At 71.2% G+C, this 14,634-nt stretch carries 16 protein-coding genes; 13 read left to right on the top strand and 3 right to left on the bottom strand.

Features of this window, described 5'->3' with window-relative positions; genetic code table 11:
• Positions 1-69: 69 nt before the first annotated feature.
• Positions 70-468 carry a Rieske (2Fe-2S) protein gene (locus PV789_RS19800; protein WP_041552787.1) on the top strand — a complete coding sequence of 133 codons (399 nt, stop codon included), beginning with the start codon at positions 70-72 and terminating at the stop codon, positions 466-468.
• Positions 469-582: 114 nt separating this feature from the next.
• On the opposite strand, the gene PV789_RS19795 is transcribed toward PV789_RS19800, so the two are convergent.
• Positions 583-1,722 (bottom strand): mechanosensitive ion channel family protein, encoded by a 1,140-nt coding sequence (locus PV789_RS19795; protein ID WP_274974017.1) that lies wholly within the window; start codon positions 1,720-1,722, stop codon positions 583-585.
• Between the two features lie 240 nt (positions 1,723-1,962).
• On the opposite strand from PV789_RS19795, the gene uvrC reads away from it, so the two are divergent.
• The 9 genes from uvrC (at position 1,963) to PV789_RS19750 (ending at position 11,745) form a co-directional block, all read left to right on the top strand.
• Positions 1,963-3,990 carry an excinuclease ABC subunit UvrC gene (uvrC, locus tag PV789_RS19790; RefSeq protein WP_274974016.1) on the top strand — a complete coding sequence of 676 codons (2,028 nt, stop codon included), beginning with the start codon at positions 1,963-1,965 and terminating at the stop codon, positions 3,988-3,990.
• Complete coding sequence (rapZ, locus tag PV789_RS19785) at positions 3,987-4,871, top strand: RNase adapter RapZ (RefSeq protein WP_047871627.1); 885 nt, start codon at positions 3,987-3,989, stop codon at positions 4,869-4,871. The genes uvrC and rapZ overlap by 4 nt, the downstream gene beginning before the upstream one ends.
• A 99-nt stretch (positions 4,872-4,970) precedes the next feature.
• On the top strand, positions 4,971-5,945 hold the full coding sequence (locus tag PV789_RS19780; RefSeq protein ID WP_274974015.1) for a gluconeogenesis factor YvcK family protein: 975 nt from the start codon (positions 4,971-4,973) through the stop codon (positions 5,943-5,945).
• A 247-nt stretch (positions 5,946-6,192) separates the two neighbouring features.
• Entirely contained in the window at positions 6,193-7,173 is a 981-nt protein-coding gene (gene whiA, locus PV789_RS19775) for a DNA-binding protein WhiA (protein WP_017567643.1), read from the top strand.
• A 327-nt stretch (positions 7,174-7,500) separates the two neighbouring features.
• Positions 7,501-8,505, top strand: a complete 1,005-nt coding sequence (gene gap / locus PV789_RS19770; RefSeq protein WP_013154027.1) for a type I glyceraldehyde-3-phosphate dehydrogenase — start codon at positions 7,501-7,503, stop codon at positions 8,503-8,505.
• Positions 8,506-8,646: 141 nt separating this feature from the next.
• Positions 8,647-9,831 carry a phosphoglycerate kinase gene (locus tag PV789_RS19765; protein WP_274974014.1) on the top strand — a complete coding sequence of 395 codons (1,185 nt, stop codon included), beginning with the start codon at positions 8,647-8,649 and terminating at the stop codon, positions 9,829-9,831.
• 176 nt (positions 9,832-10,007) lie between these two features.
• Positions 10,008-10,784 (top strand): triose-phosphate isomerase, encoded by a 777-nt coding sequence (tpiA, locus tag PV789_RS19760; protein WP_274974013.1) that lies wholly within the window; start codon positions 10,008-10,010, stop codon positions 10,782-10,784.
• 273 nt (positions 10,785-11,057) lie between these two features.
• Positions 11,058-11,294 carry a preprotein translocase subunit SecG gene (gene secG, locus PV789_RS19755; protein ID WP_013154024.1) on the top strand — a complete coding sequence of 79 codons (237 nt, stop codon included), beginning with the start codon at positions 11,058-11,060 and terminating at the stop codon, positions 11,292-11,294.
• Between the two features lie 79 nt (positions 11,295-11,373).
• On the top strand, positions 11,374-11,745 hold the full coding sequence (locus PV789_RS19750) for an RNA polymerase-binding protein RbpA (protein ID WP_013154023.1): 372 nt from the start codon (positions 11,374-11,376) through the stop codon (positions 11,743-11,745).
• Positions 11,746-12,029: 284 nt separating this feature from the next.
• On the opposite strand, the gene PV789_RS19745 is transcribed toward PV789_RS19750, so the two are convergent.
• Positions 12,030-12,287, bottom strand: coding sequence for a hypothetical protein (locus PV789_RS19745; RefSeq protein WP_212643607.1), 258 nt, complete (start codon positions 12,285-12,287; stop codon positions 12,030-12,032).
• A 114-nt stretch (positions 12,288-12,401) separates the two neighbouring features.
• Between PV789_RS19745 and PV789_RS19740 the strand changes: the two genes are divergently transcribed.
• Positions 12,402-13,082 (top strand): hypothetical protein, encoded by a 681-nt coding sequence (locus PV789_RS19740; protein ID WP_274974012.1) that lies wholly within the window; start codon positions 12,402-12,404, stop codon positions 13,080-13,082.
• Here PV789_RS19740 and PV789_RS19735 read toward each other — a convergent pair.
• Positions 13,074-13,835, bottom strand: coding sequence for an IclR family transcriptional regulator (locus tag PV789_RS19735; RefSeq protein ID WP_274974011.1), 762 nt, complete (start codon positions 13,833-13,835; stop codon positions 13,074-13,076). The genes PV789_RS19740 and PV789_RS19735 overlap by 9 nt on opposite strands.
• A gap of 116 nt (positions 13,836-13,951) precedes the next feature.
• On the opposite strand from PV789_RS19735, the gene PV789_RS19730 reads away from it, so the two are divergent.
• Positions 13,952-14,212 carry a FitA-like ribbon-helix-helix domain-containing protein gene (locus tag PV789_RS19730; RefSeq protein WP_061080367.1) on the top strand — a complete coding sequence of 87 codons (261 nt, stop codon included), beginning with the start codon at positions 13,952-13,954 and terminating at the stop codon, positions 14,210-14,212.
• Positions 14,209-14,610 carry a type II toxin-antitoxin system VapC family toxin gene (locus PV789_RS19725; protein WP_061080346.1) on the top strand — a complete coding sequence of 134 codons (402 nt, stop codon included), beginning with the start codon at positions 14,209-14,211 and terminating at the stop codon, positions 14,608-14,610. Before PV789_RS19730 ends, PV789_RS19725 begins: the two co-directional genes overlap by 4 nt.
• The last annotated feature ends 24 nt before the right edge of the window (positions 14,611-14,634 follow it).

Below are 14,634 nucleotides of genomic sequence, written 5' to 3'. Positions count from 1 at the left end.
GTGTAGTGATATTTCGGCGCAGGTGAGGAGCGTTTCGTCGTGGCCGGTAAGAGGACGTGCGGATGCGGGATGAGCAGGCGCCGACTGCTCGGGACGGCGGGGACGGCCGCGGCCGTCACGGCCGTGAGCGCCTGCGGCGGACAGGAGCCCAAGCCGCAGGAGGTCCGTTACGGCCAGGTGGTCGGCCAGACCACCGACGTCCCCGAGGGCGCGGGAGCGGTCTTCAGCAACAGCAAACTGGTCGTGACCCAGCCCGAGGCGGGCCGGTACCGGGCCTTCGGCGCCTCGTGCACGCACGCGGGCTGCACCGTCCAGGAGGTGGACGAGGTCATCCGGTGCCTGTGCCACGGCAGCGAGTTCGACATCTCCACCGGGGAGGCGCTGACGGGCCCGGCCCAGGAGCCGCTGGAGCCGTTCGAGGTCACCGTCGAGGGCACCGACATCATCCTCCAGGGCCCCTCCTCCTGAGGGGAACCGAGGGCGGGCCGGAGCGGGGGCCCCGCGGACCCGCCCCCCAGGACACCACGGCGCCCGGAGCGGAGATCCGCTCCGGGCGCCGTCACGTGTGTGACCCGGTCGGGCTCAGGCCTCGCCGGGGTCGCCCCCGGGCGGGCCGCTGACGCCGTTGGGCTCCTGGCGCCGGAACGCCGAGGTGGGGAACTGGGCGGCGTAGGCGGCCTCGTCCGCGTCCTCGGAGGCCAGGAACTGGGCGCGGTGGCGCGGCAGGGACTCGGGGTAGTTCGCGACCAGCCAGCCGATGAGGTGCTCGCGGATCTCGCAGGCGATGTCCCACTGGTGCCCGGTGTCGGCGGCGGTGGCCACCACCCGCACCAGCACCTCGCCGCTCGGGGCGATGTCCACGACCTGGCAGGACCAGCTGCGCCCGTCCCAGTGGTCGCTGCGGGTGATCAGGCGCCCGGTCTCCTCGCGCATCTCCTCGATCGGCACCTCCCAGTCCAGCGGGAACACCACCTTGGCGGTGATCGCCGTGCCCTGCTTGGTCCAGTTCTCGAAGCTGGTCGTGGTGAAGTTGGCGACCGGGACCACCAGGCGGCGCTCGTCCCAGATCTTGATGGTGACGTTGACCAGGCTCAGCTCCTCGACCCGGCCCCACTCGCCCTCGACCACGACCACGTCGCCGATGCGCAGGGCGTCGCTGAAGGCCAGCTGGAGCCCGGCGAACAGGTTGGCCAGTGTGGACTGGGCCGCAACACCGGCCACGATGCCGATGATGCCCGCGGAGGCCAGCAGCCCGGCGCCGAGCGCGCGGACCTCGTCGAAGGTGAACAGGATGGCGGCGACCGCCAGCACCACGATGATCGAGGTGATCACCCGGCGCAGCAGCCGCACCTGGGTCTGGATGCGCCGCGCCTTGCGGTCGGCGTCGCCGTTGGCGACCGACAGCCGGGCCAGCACCATGTCCGTGACCGCGTAGGCCAGGCTGACGCCCAGGCCCGTCAGGGTCGCGATCATGAGGATGCTCATCGCGTGGTCGATGGCCTGGTACGTGCCCCAGTCCACGTTGGCGGGGCTGGGCAGTGACAGGTTCGCGCCGACCACCGCGGCCGCGCCGTAACTGGTGTAGGTCGTGCGGTGGACCACGTGCTGGGACACCCGCCAGGCTTTGCCCAGCTTGTGCTTGAGCACCCAGCGCACGGCGAAGACGAGCAGCACCGCGACCATGACGGTGACGCCGACCGTGATCCATTGGGGCAGGCTCACGACGAAGGGCCCCCTCTTGTCGTCGATGTCGGGAAGTTCCTGTGTACCCGCCCAACCTAGAGCATGCGGATACCCAATCGTGACGTTTCGCTTACCCGCGCCCGAGGGACGCGGGCGCGTGCGTCGCCGGGCAGGACGGGTGCGGCGCGGGGGAGGGGCCCGCGGGAGTGAGACGCGCCACGCGCGGAGGGTACGGGGCTCGGTTGGCCGTATGTCCCCCCGACCTACCACAATGGGACCATGGCTGCGACTCCTCACCTGCGCCCCGCGCCCGGATCGATCCCCACCGACCCGGGCGTGTACCGGTTCCGGGACTCCTCCGGACGCGTCATCTACGTGGGCAAGGCCAAGAACCTGCGGTCCCGGCTCTCCTCCTACTTCCGCGACTTCGCCGGACTGCACCCGCGCACGCAGCAGATGGTCTCCACCGCCGCCGACGTCGACTGGACGATCGTGGGCACCGAGGTGGAGGCCCTCCAGCTGGAGTACTCCTGGATCAAGCAGTACGACCCCCGGTTCAACGTCAAGTACCGCGACGACAAGAGCTATCCCTACCTGGCGGTCACCCTCAACGAGGAGTTCCCCCGGGTGCAGGTCATGCGCGGCGCCAAGCGCAGGGGGGTGCGCTACTTCGGCCCCTACTCCCACGCCTGGGCCATCCGCGAGACCGTGGACCTGCTGCTGCGGGTCTTCCCCGTGCGCACCTGCTCCCCGGGGGTGTTCCGCGGCGCCCGCAACAGCGGCCGCCCCTGCCTGCTCGGCTACATCGGCAAGTGCGTGGCCCCCTGCGTGGGCAAGGCCTCACCCGAGGAGCACCGGGCCCTGGCCGAGGACTTCTGCTCCTTCCTGGCGGGCGACACCGGCCGGTTCCTGCGCGAGCTGGAGGGGCGGATGCGCGAGGCCGCCGGGGAGATGGAGTACGAGCGGGCCGCCCGCATCCGCGACGACATCGAGGCCCTGCGCGCCGCCCTGGAGAAGCAGGCCGTCGTCCTGCCCGACTCCACCGACTGCGACGTCATCGCCGTGGCCGACGACCAGTTGGAGGCGGCCGTGCAGATCTTCCACGTGCGCGGCGGGCGCATCCGCGGCCAGCGCGGCTACGTGGTGGACAAGATGGCCGACGACGGCCCCGGCGAGCTGATCGCGACCTTCCTCGGCCAGATCTACGGCCCCACCCGGGGCGAGGACGAGAGCGGGGGAACCGGCACCGCCGTCCCCCGCGAGGTCCTGGTCTCCCACGAGCCCGCCGACCCCGACGCCATGGCCGCCTGGCTGTCGGAGCACCGCGGCTCCTCGGTCGATCTGCGGGTGCCGCAGCGCGGCGACAAGAAGTCCCTCATGGAGACCGTCGCCAAGAACGCGGCCGAGTCGCTGGCCCGGCACAAGACCCACCGCGCCGGTGACCTGAGCACCCGCGGCCGCGCCCTCCAGGAGATCCAGGAGGCTTTGGAGCTGCCCGAGGCGCCGCTGCGCATCGAGTGCTTCGACATCTCCAACCTCCAGGGCGAGCACGTGGTGGCGTCCATGGTCGTCTTCGAGGACGGCCTGGCCCGCAAGTCCGAGTACCGCCGCTTCTCCGTCCGCGGCAGCGGCGAGGGCGGCCGGGAGCAGCACGACGTCGCGGCCATGTACGAGGTCGTCCACCGTCGCTTCCGCCGCTACCTGGAGGAGAGCGCCCGCAGCGGCGAGGTCGCCCGTATGGGCGAGACCGGCGACCACGGTGGTCACCAAAGCGACGACGAGCCGTCACCCGGGAAGTTCGCCTATCCGCCTAACCTGGTGGTGGTGGACGGCGCCCGGCCCCAGGCCGAGGCGGCGCGCCGCGCCCTGGACGAACTCGGGATCGAGGACGTCGCGGTGTGCGGTCTGGCCAAGCGCCTGGAGGAGGTGTGGTTGCCCGGCGACGAGGACCCGGTGATCCTGCCCCGCGCGGGCGAGGGGCTCTACCTGCTCCAACGGGTGCGCGATGAGGCCCACCGCTTCGCCATCCAGTACCACAGGCACAAGCGCGCCAAGGCGCTGACCGGCAGCAGCCTGGACGAGCTGCCCGGTCTGGGGCCGTCCCGCAGGACGGCCCTGATCAAGGCGTTCGGCTCGGTGCGCAGGCTCGCCTCGGCCACGGCCGAGGAGATCGCGGCGGTGCCCGGGATCGGCCCCAAGCTGGCCGAGGCCGTGCACGCGCACCTTTCCGGCGGACCCGCCGCGACGGAGGGGCGGGGCGACGGGGCACCAGCACAGCACATCACTGACGGGGGAGGAGACGTATGACGGTCGAACTGGGTGGGGAACTGCCACCCGAGGTGGTCATCGTCACCGGCATGTCCGGTGCGGGCCGCAGCACGGCGGCCAGGGCCCTGGAGGACCTGGACTGGTTCGTGGTGGACAACCTGCCGCCCGGCCTGCTGCCGACGATGATCGAGCTGGCCGGCCGCACGCACGGGGCGGTGCCGCGGGTCGCCGTGGTCGTGGACGTGCGCTCGCTGGCTTTCACCGAGGACCTGCTGTCCACGGTGGAGGAGCTGCGCAAGCGCGACATCACCGCGCGCGTGCTCTACCTGGAGGCCGGCGACGACGCCCTGGTCCGCCGGTTCGAGGGCGTGCGCAGGCCCCACCCCCTCCAGGGCGACGGGCGCCTGACCGACGGCATCGACCGCGAGCGCGAGACGCTGCGGGCGGTGCGCGGCGAGGCCGACCTGGTCATCGACACCTCCCAGCTCAACGTGCACCAGCTCAAGGCCCGGGTGATCGGCTTCTTCGGGGAGAGCGACGAGGCGCGCCCCCGCGCCAACGTGGTCTCCTTCGGGTTCAAGCACGGCCTGCCGGTGGACGCGGACCTGGTGCTGGACTGCCGTTTCCTGCCCAACCCCCACTGGGTGCCCGAGCTGCGGCCGATGAACGGCCGTGACGAGGCGGTGCGCGACTACGTCCTGGCCCAGGACGGGGCCAAGGAGATGCTGGAGGCCTACTCCGACGTCCTCAAGCTGACCATCGCCGGTTACCAGCGCGAGGGCAAGCACTACATGACGCTGGCGGTGGGCTGCACCGGGGGCAAGCACCGCAGCGTGGCCATGGCCGAGCAGTTCGCCGACCGGCTGCGCGGCCAGGGTGTGGACGTGCACGTGGTCCACCGGGACGTCGGACGGGAGTGACCCGCGGGCGCACGACACGCGCCCTGCCCGCGGTGCACCGTTCTCGGTGGTACGGTCCGATTCGTCCGGTGGACATGGGACGAGGGGCAGACCACAGCCATGGCGAAGAGCACAGCACCCGACGGTGACGGGCGGCGTCCGCCCCGGGTGGTCGCGCTGGGGGGCGGGCACGGCCTGCACGCCTCCCTGTCGGCCCTGCGCAGGGTGACCACCGACGTGACGGCGGTCGTCACCGTCGCCGACGACGGCGGCTCCAGCGGCCGCCTGCGCCGGGAGCTGGGCGTCCTGCCCCCCGGCGACCTGCGCATGGCGCTGGCCGCGCTGTGCGGCGACGACGAGTGGGGCCACACCTGGAGCGAGGTGATCCAGCACCGCTTCCGCTCCGAGGGCGAACTGCACGGCCACGCGGTCGGCAACCTGCTGATCGTGGCCCTGTGGGAGCTGCTCGGCGACTCCGTGGCGGGCCTGGACTGGGTGGGCCAGCTGCTGGGCGCGCACGGCAGGGTGCTGCCGATGTCGTCGGTGCCGCTGGACATCGCCGCCGAGGTGTCGGGGATCGACCCGGCGCGGCCCGAGGAGCTGACCACGGTGCGCGGCCAGGTGGCGTGCGCCAGCACCAGCGGCAAGGTGCGCTCCATCTCACTGATCCCCGAGGACCCGCCCGCCAGCCCGCAGGCGGTCAAGGCGGTGCGCGAGGCCGACTGGGTGGTGTTCGGCCCCGGGTCGTGGTTCACCAGCGTGCTGCCCCACCTGCTGGTCCCGGACCTGGCGCACGCCCTGGTCACCACCCGCGCCAAGCGCATGGTGGCGCTGAACCTGTCCCCGCAGCTGGGCGAGACCGACGGCTTCCGCCCCGAGACCTACCTGGAGGTGCTGCGCGAGCACGCGCCCAAGCTGGGGGTGGACGTGGTGCTCGCCGACCGGGGGACCGTGGAGGAGCCCGAGCCCCTGGTGCGGGTGGTTGGCGAGTTGGGCGGGCGTCTGGAGCTCGAGGAGCTGTCCCGCGACGACGGCACACCGCGCCACGACCCCGACCGGCTCGCGGCGGCCTTCGAGAGGATCCTGGAGGGCTGAGGGGCCGGTGGCGGTCCGCGGTCCCCGCAGGTCGGGGGCAATTGGCCGCACACCGGAACGAAGGCCCCCAGGGTGCGCGGCGCCGCTGGTCGGCGGATGGGCAACACGCCGTGCGGGGGTCGGCAGCCAGCGCCCGGTCACGTAGTCTGCCACGGAGTAAGCCGCTCGTGGCAGGGCCGCGGCGGCGCATCCCCGGTGCCGAGCGCGTGGCGCCGGGTCGGGTTGTGTGACGGGGAGGACCTCAGCGATGGCGATGACCGGCGTGGTGAAGGATGAGTTGAGCCGGCTGACCATTCTCAAGCCATGCTGCCGCAAGGCCGAGGTGTCCACCATCCTGCGGTTCACCGGGGGCCTGCACCTGGTGGGCGGGCGCATCGTGATCGAGGCCGAGCTCGACACGGGCGCGGCCGCGCGCCGCCTGCGCAAGGACATCTCCGAGGTCTTCGGGCACGAGTCCGAGGTGGTCGTGCTGTCCCCGAGCGGCCTGCGCAAGGGCAACCGGTACGTGGTCCGGGTGATCAAGGACGGCGAGTCGCTGGCCCGGCAGACGGGGCTGGTGGACAACAACGGCCGCCCGGTGCGCGGCCTGCCCCGGCACGTGGTGGCCGGCGGGGCCTGCGACGCCGAGTCGGCCTGGCGGGGCGCGTTCATCGCGCACGGCTCCCTGACCGAGCCGGGCCGGTCGATGTCGCTGGAGGTGACCTGCCCCGGGCCGGAGGCCGCGCTGGCGCTGGTGGGCTCCGCGCGCCGGCTCAAGGTGCACGCCAAGGCGCGCGAGGTGCGCGGCGTGGACCGGGTGGTGGTCCGCGACGGCGACTCCATCGGTGCGCTGCTGACCCTGCTGGGCGCCCACCAGAGCGTGCTGGCGTGGGAGGAGCGGCGGATGCGCCGGGAGGTGCGCGCCACCGCCAACCGGCTGGCCAACTTCGACGACGCGAACCTGCGGCGCAGCGCGCGGGCGGCGGTGGCGGCGGGCGCGCGCGTGGAGCGGGCCCTGGAGATCCTGGGCGAGGACGCGCCCAAGCACCTGGTGGCCGCGGGCCAGCTGCGCCTGGCGCACAAGCAGGCCTCCCTGGAGGAGCTGGGGCAGCTGTCCGTCCCGCCGCTGACCAAGGACGCCATCGCCGGGCGTATCCGCAGGCTGCTGGCGATGGCCGACAAGCGCGCGAGCGACCTGGGCATCGAGGGCACCGAGGCCAACCTGACCCCGGACATGCTGGTGCCCTGACCCGGAGCCCGCCGCGGTCCCCGGGCGCTTGCGCCGTAACACCGATGTTCGGCTTTGTTAACTGCGAAAACTCCGGGATAACTTCGGAAAATGGTATAGACCTCTCCGGCTCGCAGTGCCAGGATGGTCGCGAATCCACCGGGCCCGCAGGCTCGGCCGTGGCCCAGCAGCGGCTCTTCGCCGGTGCTCCGCTAGGCTCGTGGTGAACACCCTGTGTGCGTTGAACCTGCTCATGGCGGTCGACCGGTTGACCCCGGAACACGGCGTTCGGGGCGGGGGCTGATGCCCGGGTGGAAATGATGTGCGATATATGAGGAGATTGGTTCCGTGACCATCCGTGTAGGCGTCAACGGCTTCGGCAGGATCGGCCGCAATTTCTGGCGCGCGGTCGCCGCTGGTGGCAGCGACATCGAAATCGTCGCGGTCAACGACCTCACCGACACCAAGACGCTCGCGCACCTGCTCAAGTACGACACCGTGCTCGGCACCCTGGAGGGCGACGTCGAGGTCGGCGACGACTTCATCCGCGTGGGCGACAAGACCATCAAGGTCCTGGCCCAGCGCGACCCGGCCCAGCTGCCCTGGTCGGACCTGAACGTGGACGTGGTGGTCGAGTCCACCGGCATCTTCACCAAGGCCGAGGACGCCAAGAAGCACATCGAGGCCGGCGCCAAGAAGGTCATCATCTCCGCCCCGGCCAAGGGCGAGGACATCACCGTCGTCATGGGCGTCAACGACGACAAGTACGACGCGGCCAACCACCACGTCATCTCCAACGCCTCCTGCACCACCAACTGCGTCGCGCCGATGGCCAAGGTCCTCCTGGACAACTTCGGCGTCAAGCAGGGCCTGATGACCACGGTCCACGCCTACACCAACGACCAGGTCATCCTGGACTTCCCGCACAAGGACCTGCGTCGCGCCCGCGCGGCCGCGCAGAACATCATCCCGACCACCACCGGTGCCGCCAAGGCCACCGCGCTGGTCATCCCCGAGCTCCAGGGCAAGCTGGACGGCATGGCCATGCGCGTCCCCGTGCCCGACGGCTCCGTGACCGACCTGGTCGTCACCCTGGAGCGCGAGGTCACCAAGGACGAGGTCAACGCCGCGTTCAAGGCCGCCGCCGAGGGCCCGCTCAAGGACGTGCTCGTCTACACCGAGGACGAGATCGTCTCCTCCGACATCGTCGGCACCTCGCCCTCGTGCACCTTCGACTCCAAGCTGACCATGGCCTTCGGCAACCAGGTCAAGATCGTCGGCTGGTACGACAACGAGTGGGGCTACTCCAACCGCCTGGTCGACCTGGCCAAGCTGGTCGGCTCCGGCCTGTAGCGTCCACGGCCCCTATGGCCACCGGCGCGTGAGACGGCACCCCTTCGCCCGCAGTGCGCGCGGAGGGGTGCCGTCGTGCGCGCACCTCCCGGCCCCACCGCCCGGGACCGCCACATCCCACATTCCAAGAGGAGACCCAGCATGCGGACGATCGACGACCTCGACGTCTCCGGCAGGCGCGTGTTCGTCCGGGCCGACCTGAACGTGCCACTGGACGGCGACCGGATCACCGACGACGGGCGCATCCGCGCGGCCGTGCCCACCATCTCCGCGCTGCGCGAGCGCGGCGCCCGCGTCATCGTCGCCGCCCACCTGGGCCGTCCCAAGGGCGCCCCGGACCCCCGCTACTCGCTGCGCCCGGTCGCCGCACGCCTGGGCGAACTGCTCGGCACCGAGGTGGCCTTCGCCTCCGACACCGCCGGGGAGTCGGCCCGCGCCACCTCCGAGGCCCTCACCGACGGCCAGGTCGCCCTGCTGGAGAACGTGCGCTTCGAGCCGGGGGAGACCAGCAAGGACGACGCCGAGCGCGGGGAGCTCGCCGACCGCTTCGCCCGGCTCGCCGACCTGTACGTGGGCGACGCCTTCGGCGCCGTGCACCGCAAGCACGCCAGCGTCTACGACCTGCCCGGCAGGCTGCCGCACGCCGTCGGCGGCCTGGTGCTCAACGAGGTCGAGGTGCTGCGCAGGCTCACCGGCGACCCCCAGCGGCCCTACGTCGTGGTCCTGGGCGGCTCCAAGGTCTCCGACAAGCTCGGCGTCATCGACAACCTGCTGGGGACCGCCGACCGCCTGCTCATCGGCGGCGGCATGGTCTTCACCTTCCTCAAGGCCCAGGGCCACGAGGTCGGCTCCAGCCTGCTGGAGGCCGACCAGATCGACACCGTCAAGGGCTACCTGGAGCGCGCCGAGCGCGAGGGCGTGGAGATCGTCCTGCCGGTGGACGTGGTGGCCGCCGAGAAGTTCTCCGCCGACGCCGCGCACGACGCGGTCGGCGTCGAGTCGATCCCGGCCGACCGGATGGGCCTGGACATCGGCCCCCGCAGCCAGGAGCTCTTCGCGCGGAAGCTGGCCGACGCCCGGACCGTGTTCTGGAACGGCCCGATGGGCGTGTTCGAGATGGAGCCCTACGCCGGGGGCACCCGCGCGCTGGCCCGGGCCCTGGTCGACTCCGACGCCTTCACCGTGGTCGGCGGCGGCGACTCCGCCGCGGCCGTGCGCGCGCTGGGCTTCGACGAGGCGGCCTTCGGCCACATCTCCACCGGTGGCGGCGCCAGCCTGGAGTACCTGGAGGGCAAGGACCTGCCCGGTATCGACGCCCTGAACTAAGCCCGTGCCCCCTTGGGGCTCCGCTCCGCTTCGCCCCCTGTTCAGGCGCCCGGAAGCCGGGAACCTTCGGTGCCTTCGGTGTGACGGCTCGTTCCTCGCGGTCCCACCTCCGCCACCTCCAGAACCCCGGCGGCGCCCGAACACATCATCAGTCCACTGCGTAAGGAAGTGCCGACATGTCCCAGCGCCTGCCGCTCATCGCGGGCAACTGGAAGATGAACAACAACCACCTGGAGGCGATCGCGCTCGTCCAGAAGCTGGCGTTCGCGCTCAACGACAAGGACTACGACAACGCCGAGGTCGTCGTCCTGCCGCCGTTCACCGACCTGCGCAGCGTCCAGACCCTGGTCGACGGCGACAAGCTCAAGATCGTCTACGGCGCCCAGGACGTCTCCGCGCACGAGAAGGGCGCCTACACCGGCGAGATCTCCGGGTCCATGCTGGCCAAGCTGGACTGCTCCTACGTCCTGGTGGGCCACTCCGAGCGCCGCGAGTACCACCGCGAGGACGACGCCCTGGTCAACACCAAGGTCAAGGCGGCGTTCGCCAACGGCATCGTCCCGATCCTGTGCGTGGGCGAGGGCCTGGAGGTCCGCAAGGCGGGCCAGCAGGTCGAGCACGTCCTGGCCCAGCTGGACGGCGCCCTCAAGGAGGTCCCGGCCGAGCAGGCCGAGAGGATCGTGGTGGCCTACGAGCCCGTGTGGGCCATCGGCACCGGCGAGGTCGCCACCCCCGAGGACGCCCAGGAGGTGTGCTCGGCCGTCCGCGCGCGCCTGGCGGAGCTGTACTCGCCCGAGGTCGCGGGCGCGGTGCGCGTCCTCTACGGCGGTTCGGTCAAGGGCGACAACGCCCCCGGCATCATGGCCAAGGACGACGTGGACGGGGCCCTGGTCGGCGGCGCCTGCCTCAAGGCCGACGAGTTCGTGAAGATCATCCGCTTCGGCGAGAACTAGCCGCCGCGCGAACCCCCGCCCGTCACGCTTCGATGCCCGATGGTGACGGGCGGGGTGCCCGACAGGTCGCCGGGTCGGGCTAGACTTCGCTGTGGGGTTCTCCGTGCCTCGCGGTTTCCCCGCCCGTGCTGCCAAGGGCACGGTAAAATCCGAAATTGTCCCCGGTCCCCTGCTTCCCGGGTGTCCGCGCCGGTCCGGTGTCACCGCTGGTGCGCACGGGAAACGGGGTCGGTCCATAACCCCCCGCTTCGGGGTCGAGCTACGGGTGAGCGTGTGATCCTCGGTCTGTCCATCCTCGTGATGCTTCTCAGCGTGCTGCTGGTCCTCCTGGTGCTCATGCACAAGGGCAAGGGCGGCGGTCTCTCCGACATGTTCGGCGGTGGCGTCACGTCCTCGCTCGGCGGATCGTCGGTGGTCGAGCGCAACCTCGACCGGATGACCATCGCGATCGGGGTCGTGTGGATCATCGCCATCGTCATCCTCGGCCTGCTGATCAACCGGGGCATGTAGCCCGCGACCCGCGGGCACACCCCGTCCACCGTCAAGCTCGCCCGAGAACCGGTGAGCGAGTTCGCCGAAGGAGTTTTTCGTGGGTAGTGGCAGTGCCATTCGTGGCAGCCGTGTCGGAGCCGGTCCCATGGGCGAGGCCGAGCGGGGCGAGGCCGCCCCGCGCGTCCGGGTTCCGTTCTACTGCGCGAACCTGCACGAGGTCGTGCCCAGCTTCGCGAGCGAGGCACTGGTCCCCGACGAGTGGGACTGCCCGCGCTGCGGCTTCCCCGCGGGCAAGGACAAGGCGAACCCCCCGTCGCCGCCGCGCACCGAGCCGTACAAGACCCACCTGGCGTACGTGAAGGAGCGCCGCAGCGAGGAGGAGGGCAAGCTCATCCTCGACGAGGCCCTTGCCAAGCTGCGCGCCGACCGCGCCGCCGTCGAGGCCCACATGAGGGCCAGGCAGAACTAGCCGCTCCCTCCCCCACAGGCTTTCGGTGGGGCCCGTCGCGACCGCGGCGGGCCCCACGCGTGTGTCCGTGCCCGGTGACCGGGGACGATGTCCCGTCCATACGTGAATACGAGGGCGAACTTCTCATTCACGGGACTGATGTGGTTCTTGGGAAATAGAGTGATCGGCACGCACCCCGACAGCCCCTGTGAGGAGATGGTGTCGATGTCTACGTGCCCCACCGGCGGGGACCACGACTGGATACTCGGCGACGACCGCAAGTTCCAGTGCGCCAAGTGCGGAGCTCAGAGCGCCCGGCGGTTCTGAGCCCCGGGACCGGGCTGGACCGTCCCGCGCCCGGCCAGCCGCCCGTTCTCCTCGGCGCGCCAGGTGACCGGTTCCCCCAGGGTCTCGGCCACCCCCTTGGCCCAGCGCTCCAGGCAGGCGAACCTGTCCGGCCCCTCCGGAAGCACGGTGCGCCCCTGGTAGGACACCCCCTCCAGGACGATCACCTCGCCGTTCAGCCTCAGCTCGGTGTCGTACTCGCTCGTGTTCGGCCTCATGGACCGGACTCTAGCGCTCCCAGGCCGCGTCCACCCGTGCTTTGGCCCATCATCCCCGCGGCCGCGCGGTGTCCGGCGCACGGAGCACCCGCCGGAGTGGGGACAATGGTGGGTATGGCCTCCCCCGAACCCGCGGACGCCCCCGCCGCCCCCCGAGGTGTTCCCTCAGACCTGACCCGGACGCCCGAGAGCGTCTCCCACCTGCGCAGGTACGTCAGCCTGCGCGGTCCCAACACGCGCATGTGGATGGCCGTGGCCTACTTCTCCGCCGCCCTCACCGCGGGGTTCGTGTTGGTGCTGGGGTCGATGCTCTGGCACGTGCTGCGGCAGGAGACCACCGTCGGCTCGGTGACGCTGTGGGCCTTCGCGGGCCTGGTCATGCTCTTCGTCGGCCCGGGGAGCAGCGTGTTCGTGCTGCGGGGTCTGCCCCAGCGCATCACCCGGCAGGGCATCAGCGCCGACAGCGACGGCGTCACGGTCCTGCAGGAGCGCAAGTGGTGGTTCCCCGGCGAGGGCACGTTCATCGCCTGGACGGAGATCCGGCGCATCCGCGAGGTGCACACCGGCGGACGCCGGCTCACCTACTTCATCGAGTTCGTGCTGGACACCCACCGCACCGACGCCGAGCTGCCCGGCTGGGCCGAGACCGCCGAGAGCCTGGACCTGGAGGCGGTGGACGCGCCGACGCAGTTCTACGTGCAGGTGCCCGCCGACCTCAAGGAGAAGATCCTGCGGATGGTGGAGCGCACGGCCCCGCTGCCCTCGGTCGTGGAGCGGACCCCGCCGCTACGGTGAGGCGCGGCCGTCCAGGCGCCGGGTCAGGTCGGCCGCCGCGTCGCGGACCCGCCCGGCCAGCGCCTGCGGGGTGACCGGCCGTGCGCTGGGCACCGTCAGGCTGATCGCCGCGGCGGGGCGGCCGTTGTGGTCGCAGGCGGCCGCGGCCACCGACACGAAGCCCTCGGTGACCTGCCCATCCTCGATGGACCAGCCCTGGCGCCGCTCCTCGGCCAACACCCGGCGCAGCTCGCCGGGCGAGGCCGGGCCCCGGCCGGTGCGGGTGGTGAAGGCCGCCGCGTCCGGGTACAGGGCGCGCACCTGGGCGCGCGGCAGCCGGGCCAGCATGGCCCGCCCCGACGCGGTCAGGTGCGCGGGCAGGCGCACCCCCACCCCGGTGATCAGCGACGGGGCGTGCGGCGGCTGCTCCTTGAGCAGGTACAGGGTGTCGGCCCCGTGCAGAACGCCCAGGTGCGCGGTGGCGCCGGTGGCCTCGGTGAGCTGGTGCAGCAGCGGACGGGCCAGGCGTTCGACGCCGTCGTGGCGCAGGTAGGCCGAGCCGATCTCGAAGGCCGCCACGCCCAGGCCCCAGCGGCGCTCCTCGGGCAGGTGGGTCACGAAGCCCTCCCGCGCCATGGCCTCCAGCAGCTGGTACACGCTGGAACGGGGCATGTCCAGCTCGGCGGCGATCGCCGAGGCCGACACCGGCCCGGGGCGGGTCGCCAGGAAGCGCAGCAGCCGCAGCGCGCGGGTGGCCGCCGGAACGAGGCTCATGCTCTGATTGTCTCGCATGACGTGTTGACCGGAAAACTCCAACAAGACGACTGCCTGGCGCCAAAGAAGCGATATTTCTTCGCTCATCGAGTTGGTTTTGGCGCTACTATGGCTCCATGGGAGCTATTCAGGTCAAGGATGTTCCGGACGAGGTCAGAGAGATTCTGACCGTTGAGGCCAAGCGGTCGGGCAAGTCGCTCCAGGCCTATCTGCTGACCCTGCTGGAGCGCGAGGCGCGTTTCGTCCGTAACCGGGAGATCGTCGAGCAGACCCCTTTGCCAGGGGCCAACCTGAGCATGGACGAGATCGTCATGGCGGTACGAGCCGCTCGTGGAGACGAGGCGTTGGACGCCCATGGTGAGAGCGGTGCCGTGTGATCGTTGTCGACACGTCCGTCCTGATCGATCTCTACCTTGGAGCGCCGGGGCGTTCCACGGCCATGGCGCGGCGTGTTCTGGGTGCTGACAGCGAGTGGTACGCCCCCAACCACCAACGGGTGGAGTTCCTCAACGCCCTGCGAGGACTCGTGCTCGGGAAGAAGGTGTCGGTCAGTGACGCCGAAGCAGCACGCAAGCTCTACAGCTTGCAGGCCATCGCGCACGTGGAGCCCGTCGGAGGTGTGGCGGACAGGATCTGGGAACTCCGTTCCAACCTCACCGCGTATGACGCGGCTTACGTTGCTGTGGCGGAGGCGTTGGACTGTGCCCTTGTGACAGGGGATGTCCGGCTGGTTTCCGCTCCGGGGCTGCGGTGTGAAGTGCGGGTCATCCGTTAACCAGACGGAGGGTTCGGAGGACAG

The sequence above is a fragment of the Nocardiopsis camelliae genome, assembly GCF_028993595.1.
In the GTDB taxonomy this organism is placed as follows: domain Bacteria; phylum Actinomycetota; class Actinomycetes; order Streptosporangiales; family Streptosporangiaceae; genus Nocardiopsis; species Nocardiopsis dassonvillei.
The sequence above is the reverse complement of the archived record's forward strand: the minus strand, read 5'-3'. Positions and strand labels throughout refer to the sequence as shown.

Bases quoted from the DNA above. Each gene is read 5' to 3' on its own strand.
- PV789_RS19800 (WP_041552787.1), top strand. From the start codon at position 70: ATGAGCAGGCGCCGACTGCTCGGGACGGCGGGGACGGCCGCGGCCGTC.
- uvrC (WP_274974016.1), top strand. From the start codon at position 1,963: ATGGCTGCGACTCCTCACCTGCGCCCCGCGCCCGGATCGATCCCCACC.
- rapZ (WP_047871627.1), top strand. From the start codon at position 3,987: ATGACGGTCGAACTGGGTGGGGAACTGCCACCCGAGGTGGTCATCGTC.
- PV789_RS19780 (WP_274974015.1), top strand. From the start codon at position 4,971: ATGGCGAAGAGCACAGCACCCGACGGTGACGGGCGGCGTCCGCCCCGG.
- whiA (WP_017567643.1), top strand. From the start codon at position 6,193: ATGGCGATGACCGGCGTGGTGAAGGATGAGTTGAGCCGGCTGACCATT.
- PV789_RS19765 (WP_274974014.1), top strand. From the start codon at position 8,647: ATGCGGACGATCGACGACCTCGACGTCTCCGGCAGGCGCGTGTTCGTC.
- tpiA (WP_274974013.1), top strand. From the start codon at position 10,008: ATGTCCCAGCGCCTGCCGCTCATCGCGGGCAACTGGAAGATGAACAAC.
- PV789_RS19745 (WP_212643607.1), bottom strand. From the start codon at position 12,287: ATGAGGCCGAACACGAGCGAGTACGACACCGAGCTGAGGCTGAACGGC.
- PV789_RS19740 (WP_274974012.1), top strand. From the start codon at position 12,402: ATGGCCTCCCCCGAACCCGCGGACGCCCCCGCCGCCCCCCGAGGTGTT.
- PV789_RS19735 (WP_274974011.1), bottom strand. From the start codon at position 13,835: ATGAGCCTCGTTCCGGCGGCCACCCGCGCGCTGCGGCTGCTGCGCTTC.
- PV789_RS19730 (WP_061080367.1), top strand. From the start codon at position 13,952: ATGGGAGCTATTCAGGTCAAGGATGTTCCGGACGAGGTCAGAGAGATT.